The sequence below is a fragment of the Shewanella sp. SNU WT4 genome, from assembly GCF_006494715.1.
Taxonomy (GTDB): Bacteria; Pseudomonadota; Gammaproteobacteria; order Enterobacterales; family Shewanellaceae; genus Shewanella.
The window spans coordinates 3,784,560-3,799,261 of record NZ_CP041151.1; the positions used below are offsets into that span (position 1 = coordinate 3,784,560).

Here is a 14,702-nt window from a genome sequence, read left to right on the forward strand (position 1 = left end):
CCGAGTCATCCACTGATTAGCACAACAGATAAGGACACACTTCCCCAGCCAAGGTCTGCTGCACATTGGTTAAGGTGGTTTCAGCAATAGAGTCGAGCGCTTCGGCAGTTAAGAACGCCTGATGACCGGTAAAGACCACATTATGGCAAGCCGATAAACGCCTAAAAACATCATCTTGAATGATTTCATTAGACTTATCTTGGAAGAACAAGTCTTTTTCATTCTCGTACACATCAAGCCCTAACGAGCCAATTTTCCCAAGTTTCAAGGCTTCCATGGCATCAACGGCGTTCAATAGGCCGCCGCGACTGGTGTTAATCACCATCATCCCAGGTTTCATCTTATCAAAACTCGCTTGGCACAATAGGTGATGATTTTCAGCAGTTAATGGGCAATGCAAACTGATGATGTCGCACACTGGGAACATCTCATCTAGGCTCACATACTCAACCCCTAAGGCGATGACCGCAGGGTTTGGATAAGGATCAAAAGCTAACACCTTGCAGCCAAAGCCTTGAATAATCTTGATGGTGGCTAAACCAATTTTACCTGTGCCAATAATGCCAACGGTTTTACCAAATAAGTTAAAACCGACTAAACCATCGAGGGAGAAGTTAGCGTCGCGGGTCCGTTGATAGGCTTTATGGATTTTGCGGTTTAAGGTCAAAATCAAGGCTATGGTATGTTCAGCGACCGATTCCGGTGAGTAAGCTGGCACGTTAACTACATGTATGCCTAAGCGCTTAGCCGCCACTAAATCGACATTGTTAAACCCAGCGCAGCGCATGGCAATAATCTTAGTGCCATGCTCGGCTAATTCGGTCAGTATTTCAGCACTGAGTTCATCATTAACGAAGGCACAAATCACTTCAAAGCCATGGGCCAAAGGCACGGTTTTCGAGCTTAAGCGTAAATCAAAATATTCTATTTCAGCGCTAAATTGAGCCGCGCTCTGATTAAAGTGATGGATGTCGTAATGTTTAGCGCTAAAGAAACCAATTCTCATGTCCTACTCCTTGATGACGACTGGGCTGGCTGTTGCTACTTAGTCTAAACGAAATTGGCAGGCGATAACGCTAATGTGCTCAACTAACGGTCACGTTAACTGAAGATAATTTATGACTCATGTCCCAAATGCGGTGAAGATAAGATAAGTGACCACTAAGGCGTTATCGCCGTAAGTCAATGACAAGCAGCATTCACTAACGCCCCGCTTAGCAAAACGGGCCCCTAAGGACCCGTTGATTAACTCATACTAAGCAATTAATTTTTCTCAGCGTAAGCCGCGGCATCTGTACCAGCAATACGGCCAAAGGTGACGATATCAGAAATGGCGTTACCTCCTAAACGGTTAGCGCCATGCACGCCGCCAGTGATTTCACCAGCAGCATACAAGCCCTTGATGATTTGACCATTTTGACCTTGTACTTCACCCTTAGTATCAATTTTCACGCCGCCCATGGTGTGATGCACAGCAGGCTTCACTTCCATGGCATAGTAAGGGCCTTTATTAAGCTCTCTAGGTAAATCTGGGCGACCAAAGGCATCATCTTTACCTGCTAATACTGCCTGGTTATAGCTAGCAATACTGGCCTCTAAGTTAACTGGCGGTACGCCCATCTTCTTAGCTAAATCCGCTACAGTTTGGCCTTCTTCAACGATATGCAAATGCACATAGCCTTCAATCTTACTTAATGATTTACGCACGGCATCATCAAATACCAAGTAAGCACTGGCACCTTTTTGTGCCAAAATAGCGGCAGAGGCTTTATCGCGAGTGGTGATTTCGTTAACGAATCGCTGACCTTCACGGTTAATCAGAATAGCGCCATTACCACGCACAGCTTCTGTTACCATTACGCCGCCGACTGGCGAGTAAGTTGGATGCGCTTGAATGTATTCAAGATCGCGCGTTGCCGCGCCCGCTTGTATAGCAACATCTAAGCCATCACCAGTAGCACCTGGGTGATTGGTGGCAGCAAAGCCAGCCAGTTTCGGATCGTACTGAGCCACGCGCTCATTGTTACGGGCAAAACCGCCAGTTGCTAGCACTACGGCATCGGCCTTAATGACGTAATAACCTGTGTGCTCACCTTTAACCAGCACGCCAGTCACTTTGCCACCCGTTTCTAAAATACGCACCACGCGGCTATTTAAGCGAATGTCAGTACCGCGCTCAGTGGCGGCGTCCCATAATACTTGCGCTACTTCAGCACCCACACCAGCGCCACCCGTTGGGCGGTGAGAGCGATTAACACTGGCGCCACCCATACGGCCGACATCATTCATGTCCGCGCCCATGGCCATTAACCAATCTATAGAGTCTGATGACTCATTGGCTAACACTTTGACTAATTCAGGATCATTAAGATTGCGACCACCTTTCATGGTGTCTTCAATCATGATGGCTTTCTTATCTTCAATGCCAAGCTTAGCTTGCGGCTTAGTTTCAGCAGCATTCATACCACCGGCAGCCAGCTTAGTGTTACCGCCCGCAATAGGCTCTTTTTCCAGCACTATGACAGAGGCGCCATGGTTACGCGCAGCGACCGCAGCCGCTAAGCCTGCGCCACCTGAACCAATAACCACTACATCGGTTGATTCGCTTGGGCCTGAAGCAATGGCTTGATCTTGCGCTTTCTTATCGGCATCAACCGGAACGAACTTACGCTCCCACTTGCCTTCATAAGGCATGTTATAGTCAAAGCTATGGCAAGCATCACAGTAAGCGACTGATTTTTCATGGCCCTTATGACATGCGGTACAAGCAATATCACCAATGAGGTGTGAACTATGGGGGGAGACTATGGTTTTAGGATCGTTTAGCGCCACTTCTTTCAGCGTGCCATGACAGCTAACGCACTGACTGTTCTCATGCTTGAGATTATCATCAGTAGGGCCTTTTTCAGTGACGTGACAAGATTCACAGCCACCCATTTCAGTATGAAAATCTGCCAAGTAATCAGCGGCAGCCCACACATTGCCCGCCATAACTCCAGAAACCATCACGGCTAATACCGTTTTACGCATGATACGAATCATCTATTCCACCCATTTAGTAGTAAATACACCAACTGCAATATATTAAGGCCGCCTAATAAAAGCCTTTATTTACAGGAGTATTGCTTATTGGCGCAAATGTACCACTACCAAAAGAGGTATATATTTATGCGTATCACAGATTATCTATTGTTAATTTTAACCCGTTAAAAATCCAAGCAAGCTCACATTGTTAGCATGAATAGTCTGCCTCTAACTCAGCGCTAGTCATTTCATCCTTTTCATGGTCATCTCACAATTTTTGCTTTGGCTCACGGCAATTCTTGCGTTTTAAGCCGCTTTAACTCCATGATATCCGCCATATTGGCTTTATTTTTACCTTAGGTGTACCTGTGACTGAGACTCAATTCTGGCTGCAACGCTTGGCAAAAACTGGTCTGCGAGCCCTGCATATCGTCGGTGTGTGCGGCGCCGCGGGCGGCATTTTATTAGCTGTGCCAATGGATGCTTGGCTCACCTACTGGATTATCGCCATGGTGACGGGTTTAATCTTGATGCTGTGGGAAGTTATTCGCGATTGGCGCTGGCTTATCCAGCTAAAGGGCGTACTCACCTTAGTGAAGATTGGCTTATTACTGCTGTTCATTCCATTGGCGAGCGCGAAACCTGCGCTCATCATTGCCATCATTTTATTGTCCGTAATTGTGTCACACGGCCCATCTGGGCTTAGGCATTACTCCATCATTCATCGCCGCCGCTTAGATAGCAAAAAAGAGATTAAAGGCTAGTAGGCCTAGGCTGAACAGCTGCCAATAAAAAGCCCCCGAACATTACTGCTCGAGGGCTTTTTTCAAAATCACTAACGACTCACACTGACTTAATGCTTAGAAGCGATACGACACTTCTGCGCGATAAGCGGCGCCAATCGCAGCACCTGGGTAAGAGAAGCTGTTGTAATATGGCCAGCTGTTATGAGTTACGTCGACTTCTGGGCGTTCGTTAAGAATATTCTCACCAATTAACTGCACTGTCAGGTTGTCAGTAAATTGATAACCCACAGACATGTTAACCGTGAAATATTGCTGTAAACGGTCAACTTTAACAACATTACCCGTCACAGGGTCATAGTTGCCGGCAGGTTGCTCCCATACAGGGATACTACCCATACGATCGCCGCGAATCGCAGCTTGCCACTCTTGATAATCCCAGCTCACAGTTAAGTTCACTTTTGAGCGCGGCTCGCTGTTATCTTTATCATCACGTAATTCTTGCAGTTCGGCTTCGCTATTGGCTTGATAACGGGTATTTAAAATATGAGTCCAACCCAAGTTGAAGCCCCAATCACCGTATTGAGTATCTAAGCCATAGCTAATTTGTGTATCTATACCACGCTGCTGATATAACGCTTTGTTTTCAGGAGTAACGTTAATGGTTTCAATTTCACCCGCGCCAGGGCTACCAACAGGTACACGTTTAATTTTAGCCGTATTAGCAAGACATTCAGGGCTATTAGGTGACTTACCATTTAAGCTGTAATTACAGTCATACTCTAAATCCAGCAAGGTTTGCGCACTTTCGTCACGAATTAAGTCTTCAAGCTTAATATCGTAGAAATCGATAGTCATGCTCAAATCTTCAATCGGCTCTATGATAACGCCAAGCCCCCAGTTGGTACCCTTCTCTTCTTCTAAAGTTAAGCTGCCTGAACGACTACCTTTAAAGTTAGACGGATCGCAGGCGCTTTCTGATGGCACAAAGCTTGGGTCATCGTTAAAATCATCACGGCGACAACTGGTCCAGTCATAAGCATTGGAGAAGAAGCCTGAATTACCAGCAAACACATAATGCATATCTGGCGCGCGGAAACTTTGTCCCCAGTTACCACGGAACTTCACTTCTTCAATCGGTTGATACGTTAAACTCACTGATGGCGATAAGCGGCCACCAACATCGGTAGTATCATCATCATATTGGTCATAACGACCCGCTAAACCTAAATCTAAACCTTCAATCACAGGCACTAAGAACTCGGCGCCCACAGCATAACGACTACGATCACCGCCACCTTCAGTGCCAGTTAAGCCCTGCCACCCCATACCCGTTTGGTTTAAGGTGCGCTCATCAACCTCTAAGCTGTAACCTTGTTTGTTGTATTCAATAATGGCAGCAAAGCCCACCATACCTGCAGGTAATTCAAATAGGTCGCCATTGATATCGGCGGAGAAAGTGCGAGCATACGAATCACCTTCAATGATTTGCGTGCCAATTAACTCATTGCGAATATCTGGCGTAATTTTGTCATAAAGACCCACTTTACCGGCGCCGTTATACAGACCAAAAGAGTTATCTATGGCACCTAAGAACATTTCAGTGACTTTCTCTTCCTTCATCCAGTCACGGGCACTTTGATAGTCATAACGACTTTCAGAGTAATAAGCCTGCCAGTTGTAATCGCTAAAGACACTGCCTTTTAAACCCGCGGTAAAGTTATATACATCTTCATCAAATTCGGTATTACGCTGCCCCATTTCATCAAAGCTAAACATACGCTGATGCAAGACATAATCGCGAGTACCACCAAAAATGTTGCCAGTGCCGTTTGGAGTATTCACTAATAAGTTTTCGCTATAGAAATGGCGCGAACCATAAACCGCTGAATCAATAGTGGTATACATACCATCTGCAAAGAATTGCAGGCTGTCGCTGATATCATACGTACCAAAGACATAACCAGTGGTGTTTTTACGCTCGTTACGAATAGTGTTATCGCCTGTGGTATCAACACCGCAATAGTTACCAAATTTTTCACGAGAGGCATACTCATAACCCGAACCAGAATCGGCGCACGCCTGCGCGCCGGGGTCGCGATACTTACCCGTTCTATTGTCTAACAATAAGATACCGCGGCTTAATGGGCCCGCGCCTGCTGGGTTATCATCAACAGAATCTAAAAAGTCACGTTCACGTGAATAAATGGGCTCTTGCTTATAAAACTCTAAGGTACCGCCAATCGAGTAATTTGAACCTGTGGTGCCAGATGTCAGCGAGAAGCGCTGTTGATCGCCGCCGCCTTCATAGGTAGTACCATACATGGCATTGACAGTCGTAGCGTCGATATCTTTCTTCAAAATGATGTTAACAACACCAGCTACCGCATCAGAGCCGTAAATGGCAGATGCGCCAGCGGTGACAATTTCAATGCGATCAATGGCAGCAAACGGAATACCGGCTAAGTTAACAAAGTTACTTTGGCCATTATACGGGGTTGGGTTTTCAGCAATGCGGCGACCATTGAGCAGCACTAAGGTATAGCCAGGGCCAAAGCCACGCAAGTCAATCACGTCAGCGTTAGGGGTAAAGCCGCCTTGGGCGCCAAACTCGTTACCTTGAACGGTACCAGTATTTTGTGACAAACCTTGCAGCGCATCAAATGCCGTACTAAAGCCTTCGTTTTTCATGTCTTCAGCGGTAAGAACGACTATCGGCTGCGCCGTTTCTAAATCGGAGCGGCTAATACGGCTGCCCGTCACTTCAATGCGTTCAACTTTTTCATCTTCTTTTTTTACGTCATCAGCCGCTATGGTAACGCCCGCAAACATTAAGCTTGATGAGACAATACCTAAGTGAATTGCTTTGGCCATTTTGGAAATCTTCAACATACATCCTCCACAATCTTGCTGACTCTCTAAGAAGTCTCACAAGCAAGTAACTTGTTATTTATGATTTTTTTGTTGTTGCCACGACAGCAGCAGGTAAGACGCCACCCTATTGTTTGCATCATGTAAATAATGTTACGCTTGTGTTGCCAAGGTTTTTTTAGGGGATGAGGTTTACAATGTTGAAAAAATTGCCTAGCTGGCTTCTGCCACTCACCTTACTTGGCGCTCCCATCAGTGTTTATGCGGCATCTGACTCTGGAGTGTCTATCGATGACTTTGCTAAACACAGCATGTTTAGCAATGTTAAAATTTCCCCTTCCGGCGAATTTTTAGCAGCCACTTACCCTTATAAAGAGCATAAGCGTTTGGCCATTATTAATAATGCCAATCAAAAAATTATCTGTAATTTTGTGTTCAAATCCGATGAATCTGTGATGGAATTTTGGTGGGCTAACCCTGAGCGGATATTAATGACGATTTCCAAACAATCGGACCAATATGCCTCGCCGTTCTGGACGGGTGAGTTGTTTGCTGGCAATGCCGATTGCAGTGAGCGCATTCAATTATTTGGCGCGCGCAACAACGATGGCGCAGCCGCAAATATCGAAAGCCTACTGTCTGATGACCCTAAACATATTCTAATTTCATCCAATCTTGATAAAAAACAATATAGCAATCTCTATAAGCTCAATATCTATAACGGCAAGCGCAGTTTAGTCGAAAAGGCTGAGCACGAAAATGCAGCCATTACCTTAGATAACAAAGATGTATGGCGCGCATCGCAATCAAGTAAGACTGAACGCAAAGGACTGCAAAGCGCAGAAGCCTCAGGCGAAATGATTACCTATTTACGCGCCGATACCGCCTCCCCCTGGCAAGCGGTATCCATAGTCGATATGACACGTCAAAGTGCCAAAGGCGCCACCAGCATCATAGGTTTTAGCGCTGATAATCAATACATGTTTACCAGCGATAATACCGAGGCCAGCACTGACGGAATTTATCGAATTAAACTCGCCGATGGCAAGCGTGAACTCATGTATCGCCATGATACAGTTGATGCCTTCCCTTTTATCAATACCTATTACAGTGACGAGGGTAAGCGTATTCGTGAACCCATAGGCGCTGTTGTGTACGACGGCATTCCTAAGGTCATTTTCTTTGATGAAAATAGCGAGTTCGCTAAAGATTACCGCGCGTTAGAACAAGCCTTTGCAGGTAATTTTATCAAGATCACCTCAACGACTAGCGACAACCAAAAATGGTTGATTTCTGCCAGTTCAGATGTCAACCCGGGTAAGTTTTACTTGTTTGATAAAGCCAATAATAAGGTTTCATTCTTATCGGCATCACGCCCATGGATAGATGAAGCTAAGATGGCAAACATGCAGCCTATCAGCTTTAAAACCCGTGATGGCATAGAGCTACATGGCTACTTAACTACCCCCAAAGGCAGTGACGGTAAAAATATGCCTTTGATCGTCCATCCTCACGGCGGTCCTCACGGTCCACGCGACTATTGGGGCTTTAATGATGAAGTTCAGTTTTATGCCAGCCAAGGCTATAGCGTATTGCAAATCAACTTCCGCGGTTCTGGTGGCTATGGCCGCGAATTTGAAGATAGTGGTTATGGCCAATGGGGCGGAGCTATGCAAGATGACCTAACCGATGGCACCTTGTGGGCGATAACACAAGGCTATGCCAATAAAGATAAAATCTGTATTTCTGGCGCCAGTTATGGCGGCTATGCCTCATTAATGGGAGTCGTTAAAGAGCCAGATCTGTATAAGTGCGCTATCGGTTATGTTGGTGTGTACGATTTACCTTTGATGTTTGAAAAGGGCAATGTGGCTGAACGCTTAGGTTGGGGAAAACGCTATATGGAACAAGCCTTTGGTGGTTCAGAGTCAGAGATGAAACGCCACTCACCCGCCCATAATGCTGACAAGATAAAAGCGGGAGTCATGATAGTGCATGGCGGCCGTGACGAGCAGGCTCATTATGAAAATGCCTATGTGATGCGCGACGCCTTAAAGAAGGTCGGTAAAGATCCTGTCTGGGTGTGGAAAGAAACCGAAGGCCATGGTTTTTATGATGAAGACAACCGCAAAGATTTGTACATTCAAATGCAAAGCTTTTTGGGAAAATATCTGAATTAATTGAGCTAAGATCAAACACCGCGATGTTTATCGCGGTGTTTTTTTAAAGGCATTTAGGTAGGTTTTACCGCACGGCTGATAGGGTTTTGCAGACTGATTAAGGTTTCTGTCGATTGTATTTCATCAATGGACTGAATGCGGTTAATCAATACATGTTGCAAGCCATCAATCGACTGACACATGACTTTGACGAAAATACTGTAATGACCTGTGGTGTAATACGCTTCAACCACTTCTTCTAAGGCATTAAGCTTGGCAATCGCAGCGGGATAATCCCCGGCACTCTTTAAATTAATACCAATAAAACAGCAAACATCGTATCCCAGTGCTTTAGGATTCACTGAGATTTGCGCGCCGGTAATGATACCTGCTTGGCGCATTTTCTCGACCCGTACATGAATAGTGCCAGCGCTAACGCCAAAGCGCTTAGCTAATTCAGCAAAAGGGCTGCGCGCATCTTGCATCAAGGCTTCTAGAATTTGATTATCTAGCTGGTCGCGTTGAAATGAGTGATCAATAGTATTCATAGGGATTATTGATTTTCTTCTAATGTTTTTGTAGGGATATTACGAATTTAACAACCCTATTATTGATCAGCTTCAGCTTCCATAAAAGGGGCCGCTGCCGTAAAAGTTAGGACCTCACCTGAATAAGGGTGAGTTATCTGCAGTTCTGCCGCGTGCAATAACAACCTTGGCGCCAAGCGTTTTGCTAGCGGATCGGCATAAAAATTATCCCCAAGGATAGGGTGACCTATGGCCATCATATGCACCCGCAGTTGATGTGAGCGGCCTGTTATCGGCGTAAGCTTAACTAAGGTTGAGCGCTTGCCATAACTAATCACTTCATAATGGGTCAGGCTTGGTTTGCCTATCTTGTGATCAACCATTTGTTTAGGCCGATTTGGCCAATCACAAATCAGTGGATAATCAACGCTGCCTTGCGCTTGCTTCACGTGACCTGCCACCCGCGCATAATAGATTTTATGGGTTTCACGGTCGTGAAACTGCCGCTTTAATTCAATTTCTGCGCTCCGGCGTAGCGCTAATACTATGATGCCAGAGGTTGCCATATCGAGACGATGCACCACTTGCGCATTGGGATGTTCAGCTAACACGCGGCTATAAACACTGTCTTTATGGGCAAGCGCACGCCCAGGCACAGACAATAATCCTGACGGCTTATCGATAACTATGATGTCTTTGTCGCAGTGAACTTGAGATAACCACGGGTCGGTCGGTGGGCAATAGATAAAATCCGGCATAACTATACTCTGGCAAATAAGGCGGCGTCACGATACCCGCAGGACAAGCGAGTCGCAAGCAAAAGCTCGAAATTATCCGCTTAAGCTACACACAAGTCCCCGAGTCTAACCAATTACCAACCGCGTCCCGACATTTGCATGATGGCAAAAATCCAAATCACAAACGCCAAGGGTAAGTGCACTAAGGCATAAAAGGCCTGATCTAAGCGCTTAATTCCGGGCGAAAGCAAAATTAAGTAACCATGGCCCAGCACACTCACGGCAAAGGTGGCAAATAACGGGTACAGATACCAAGCAAAGGCCCCAGCCTCAGCCACAGATAACCATTGCCATACTGGGGTCAGTAACGCCCAAACCACCATGAATAGGCTGCACAAGGGCGGAACAGCTAGGCGGTAACTTTCAGGATAAGGATTCATAATGATGCCCATGGTTAGCAATGATGATAAATACCCCAGAGTGGAACGAAACCATTAAAAACACAACATAATTAACCATTCATTCACTTTTGTTGTTGCCCGATAATCCTCGCAAGTGTCCAGTTCTCTCCTAGAATTAAATCAAAGGAATGCAGTTGATATTAACAGGGTGAAATAACGACTATGGCGAGATTAATAAGCAAGGCGACACTAAGTAAGCGCAGCCGATTCGCCTTAGGATTATCGGCCATAATCATGACCCATAACGCCTTAACGCCTAATGCATTGGCTAATGATGCATTAGCCAATAGTGATAATGCCGCGCCCACTTATCTTGAAAGCGCCCCTGAAATATATCGCTTTTATGCCAAGCCACTCGCCAACAAAACCGCTGTGCAGACAAGTATTGCTGCCGATGTATCTACGCCGATTAAACCCTCCTATATTGTTGAGCTCACTGCCAAGCCAATGGCGATGCACGATAGCTTTAGGCAATCAAAAAGAGGTTACATCCAATCTGGCGGTATATCTTCACGCACTACCCTTCAAGTTCAGGCTCAAGCTCAAATTCAAGCAAATGCATTAGCACTGCAGCAAATTAACCAGCAACAGCAAAGTGTTATCAAGCAAATCCTTGGTAGCAAGGCGATGATTGAGCAGCAATATCACACGCTATTTAATGGCTTTAGCGCCCAATTATCAGTAAAAGAAGTCAATGCGTTACGCCAACATAGCGCTGTTAAAGCGGTTTATCCGGTGCGTTACTATCGCCAGTCCATGGATGCCGCTAATACCTTGATGAGTAGTCAATCCTTGTGGCAATTAGTCGGTGGCCAAAGCCGCGCGGCTGAAGGCATTAAGATTGCGATTATCGATAGCGGTATTACCCCTGAGCACCCGATGTTTTCTGGCACAGGGTTTAGCCCAAGTAGCCCTGCCAGCAATGATTACTGCAAAGCTAATCCTAACTTTTGTAATAACAAGATTACTGTCGCGCGCTGGTATCAACCTGACTTTAGTCTTTGCGCCGATGAACACTTAAGCCCAAGGGATTACAACGGCCATGGCACTCATGTGGCAGGCATAGCCGCCGGCAATCTAGTCAGCACCACGATTAGCGCTGACACCATTAGTTTATCTGGGGTCGCGCCTGGCGCTAGCCTCATGATTTACAAAGCCTTATTTAGCGGTGATGACTGCCAAGGTGCCATAGGTTCAGACACTATGCTGCTCGCGGCATTAGAGGATGCTGTCAATGATGGCAGTGATGTGATTAATAATTCTTGGGGCGGCGCGCCGGGAGAAGATCCTAATTCCAGCCCATATCAAAGCGTATTTCGCGCCGCGGAAGCGGCCGGTATTTTAATGGTAAGCGCTGCCGGTAACGATGGCACTATGGGCGCGAGTTCTATTAGTTGCCCAGCCTGCGTTGATGCGGGCTTAGCTGTGGCTAATACCAGCACAGGTAAAATCACCGCCCATTTACTGACGACTAACGGCAGAGAGCTTGCGGCCGTTGCTGGCGATGGCCCCATATTAAGCGCTAACCTTAATGCGCCGCTAATTCATGCCAGCGCCATCAGTGCCAATAATCGCGATGCTTGCAAGCCATTTGCGGCAGCAAGTTTTAATCAAGCCATAGTACTGGTTGAGCGCGGCACTTGTACCTTTGAGCAAAAAGCGGCCAATGTCAGTGCCGCTGGCGCGCGCATGCTATTAACTTATAACAATGTTAACAGTGCGCCCTTTACCATGTTTATGCCCCAAGCCAGTATCCCTGGTTTTATGGTATCGGCGCTTGATGGCCAATGGTTAGAGAGCAATCACACCTCAGGCAGCGCGGTCAGCATTCGCGCTAATTCGCAGCAACTTATCCAAGCAGAATTTGCTGATCAAGTGAATATTGATAGCGGTCAGGGCCCAGTCATAGGTCTTAACGCATTAAAACCAGAGCTTAGCGCGCCCGGTACGGATATTTTATCGGCCAATGAAGCGAGTGACTTTATTGAATTTACCGGTACTAGCATGGCGAGCCCACAAGTGGCTGGCGCTGGCGCCTTATTGATGGCGCGCTACCCGCAATTAAGCGTTAGCGCGATAAAAAGTATATTGGTTTCTAGCAGTAAATTTAGCGGATTAACCAGCGCCGATGGCAGCGATGTCACGCCCTTTGTTACTGGTGCAGGTCGCCTAGCTCTAGATAATGCCGCAAGCGCCCCTTTAAGTTTTGCAAGCTTAGCCATCATCAATGATGAGTGCACTTTTGACTGCGCCGCTAGCCTCACAATCTATAACCATAGCGCAACCGCGAGTAGCGTTAGTATCAGTAGCATCAGCAATCAACTGACTATCACACCTACCGCGACTAACATCACAGTTTCCCCCAATAGTAGTTATGAATTAGCGTTTAATGTCAGTACCTTAGAGGTCAGCAATAGTAACTGGCAATTTGGCCGGCTATTATTTACGCCAAATACGGGAGCAACGCAGCAATTACCACTCTTGCTTAAGTTTGGTAAAAATTCGCGCCCAGAAATACTCAGCTTTAGCAGCAATACAGCCACTCTTACCCCAGATGGCAGCGCCCGATTACGCTGGCAAGTCACTAATTTATTAGCTGCCAGCAATGTGACGTTAACGGCAGAGGCGCCCGCGAATCTTGTCTTTGATAGCCAAAGCGCGGCCATAAACTTACAAGATGGCCAAACTGACAATTTTAACGTCAGTGAGCGCTCCTTAAGTTGGCAGGGGCAATTAAGTAGTGGTGCGCTCGCTATTAGTCCTGCTGCCATGAGTTTGCCAAGTATCAGCGGCACAGTCGCGCCGCTGTCTTGCACTGGCAGTTGCGATGATGTGAGTTTCACCCTAACGACACCAAGCTTTAACTATCAAGGTGTTAACTATCAAGCCATCTCAGTATCTGATAACGGATTTGTGGTACCTGGCGATCACAACCTAAGCCATGACACCACCAACCAAGCCATACCTCAAGTGCAAACGCCCAATAATGTTATTGCCCCCTTCTGGACGGATTTTGATTTACAGGGATCTGCGGAAACCAGTGGCGGTAACATTTATAGCCGCACTATGACGTTTGCTGGCAATGATTATTTCGTGATTGAATGGGCAAATGCGGCGCTTTTTGACAATACCACTAACCAAACTTTTAGCTTTGCCCTCTGGCTTGGCTTAGGCGATCATCAACAAATTTATTTTAACTATATTAATGTCTCCAATGCGCCAAGTACGTTAACCATAGGCGCAGGAAATAGCCTCGGCACTCACGCAAGTCAGCAATATTATAATGGCGATGGCGTGTTACCCAATAATGGCGATGTGTGGGGACTCGCTTCTACCTCCCCAGGCGAACTGCAATTAAGTGTTGATGTCAGCCCCATCAATGTGGTGTTTCCAACGCCAGATACCGTCACGCTTAACGAAGATAGCTCGCTTGAATTTAATGTACTGACGAATGACAATCGCCTTGAGCAGCTACTGACAACCAAGCTTACTATTGGCAGTGATAACGCCACCGCCGTGCTGCCACTCGTTATAGTGCCAATGAGCACGTTTGAGCAAATTAGCATTAATAGTGCGCCAAGCCATGGCCAATTAAGTGTGATTAATGCAGGCACTGTGAGATACCAAGCGCAGGCCAATTACTTTGGCACCGACTCTTTTAGCTATATAGCAACCAACGCCAATAATGAGCCGAGCCAAGCCGTGACTGTGAATTTAGTGATTAACTCAGTCAATGATGCGCCAAGTGTTAACCCTGCGCCGTTAACGCAAACCGTCAATGCTGGCGCCAGTGTCACTATCAGTGCCAACGGCAGCGATATTGATGGCGATACACTCAGCTATCAATGGCAACAAGTATCAGGCTCGCAAGTGACTATTAATGTGGATGGCGCTGGCAAGCTAAGCTTTATCGCCCCAAGTTCTGGCCCGCTAAGCTTTGCGCTTAGCGCCAGTGACGGTAAGCAAAATTCGCCGCCAGTGACAGTTAGCATTAGTATCACGCCAGCGACTTCCCCACCGACTGATAATGGCGGAGGCGGAGGCGGTAGTATGGGGAGCGCCTTACTGCTGTTAGCCTGTTTATGGTTATTGAGGCAGATAAGATCGCCAGCCCTGCGCTAGTTTGATGGGTGTTAATTTGATTGATAATGGTTGGCTTCTGGAAAGCTGGGGGTAAGCT

At 46.5% G+C, this 14,702-nt stretch carries 9 protein-coding genes; 3 read left to right on the forward strand and 6 right to left on the reverse strand.

What is annotated here, in order from left to right:
- Positions 1–16: 16 nt before the first annotated feature.
- Both FJQ87_RS17100 and FJQ87_RS17105 read right to left on the reverse strand, forming a co-directional pair.
- The gene (locus FJQ87_RS17100) at positions 17–1,006 is read right to left on the reverse strand and encodes a 2-hydroxyacid dehydrogenase (RefSeq protein WP_140933649.1); all 990 of its coding nucleotides are present in this window, start codon (positions 1,004–1,006) and stop codon (positions 17–19) included.
- Positions 1,007–1,263: 257 nt separating this feature from the next.
- Positions 1,264–3,042, reverse strand: coding sequence for a flavocytochrome c (locus FJQ87_RS17105; RefSeq protein ID WP_240778771.1), 1,779 nt, complete (start codon positions 3,040–3,042; stop codon positions 1,264–1,266).
- A 350-nt stretch (positions 3,043–3,392) separates the two neighbouring features.
- Between FJQ87_RS17105 and FJQ87_RS17110 the strand changes: the two genes are divergently transcribed.
- Positions 3,393–3,788, forward strand: coding sequence for a hypothetical protein (locus tag FJQ87_RS17110; protein WP_168195219.1), 396 nt, complete (start codon positions 3,393–3,395; stop codon positions 3,786–3,788).
- 96 nt (positions 3,789–3,884) lie between these two features.
- Here the strand turns inward: FJQ87_RS17110 and FJQ87_RS17115 are convergent, their stop codons facing one another.
- Entirely contained in the window at positions 3,885–6,659 is a 2,775-nt protein-coding gene (locus FJQ87_RS17115; RefSeq protein ID WP_140933651.1) for a TonB-dependent receptor, read from the reverse strand.
- A 176-nt stretch (positions 6,660–6,835) separates the two neighbouring features.
- Here FJQ87_RS17115 and FJQ87_RS17120 point away from each other — a divergent pair, with 176 nt between their 5' ends.
- Complete coding sequence (locus FJQ87_RS17120; RefSeq protein ID WP_168195220.1) at positions 6,836–8,818, forward strand: S9 family peptidase; 1,983 nt, start codon at positions 6,836–6,838, stop codon at positions 8,816–8,818.
- A gap of 53 nt (positions 8,819–8,871) precedes the next feature.
- Here the strand turns inward: FJQ87_RS17120 and asnC are convergent, their stop codons facing one another.
- From asnC to FJQ87_RS17135, 3 genes are all read right to left on the reverse strand, one after another.
- Positions 8,872–9,336, reverse strand: a complete 465-nt coding sequence (gene asnC / locus FJQ87_RS17125; RefSeq protein WP_140934187.1) for a transcriptional regulator AsnC — start codon at positions 9,334–9,336, stop codon at positions 8,872–8,874.
- Between the two features lie 68 nt (positions 9,337–9,404).
- Positions 9,405–10,082 (reverse strand): bifunctional tRNA pseudouridine(32) synthase/23S rRNA pseudouridine(746) synthase RluA, encoded by a 678-nt coding sequence (gene rluA, locus FJQ87_RS17130; protein WP_140933653.1) that lies wholly within the window; start codon positions 10,080–10,082, stop codon positions 9,405–9,407.
- Between the two features lie 113 nt (positions 10,083–10,195).
- A complete protein-coding gene (locus FJQ87_RS17135) occupies positions 10,196–10,501 on the reverse strand; it encodes a hypothetical protein (protein WP_140933654.1) in 306 nt (101 codons plus the stop codon).
- 255 nt (positions 10,502–10,756) lie between these two features.
- Between FJQ87_RS17135 and FJQ87_RS17140 the strand changes: the two genes are divergently transcribed.
- Complete coding sequence (locus tag FJQ87_RS17140; RefSeq protein WP_168195221.1) at positions 10,757–14,644, forward strand: S8 family serine peptidase; 3,888 nt, start codon at positions 10,757–10,759, stop codon at positions 14,642–14,644.
- The last annotated feature ends 58 nt before the right edge of the window (positions 14,645–14,702 follow it).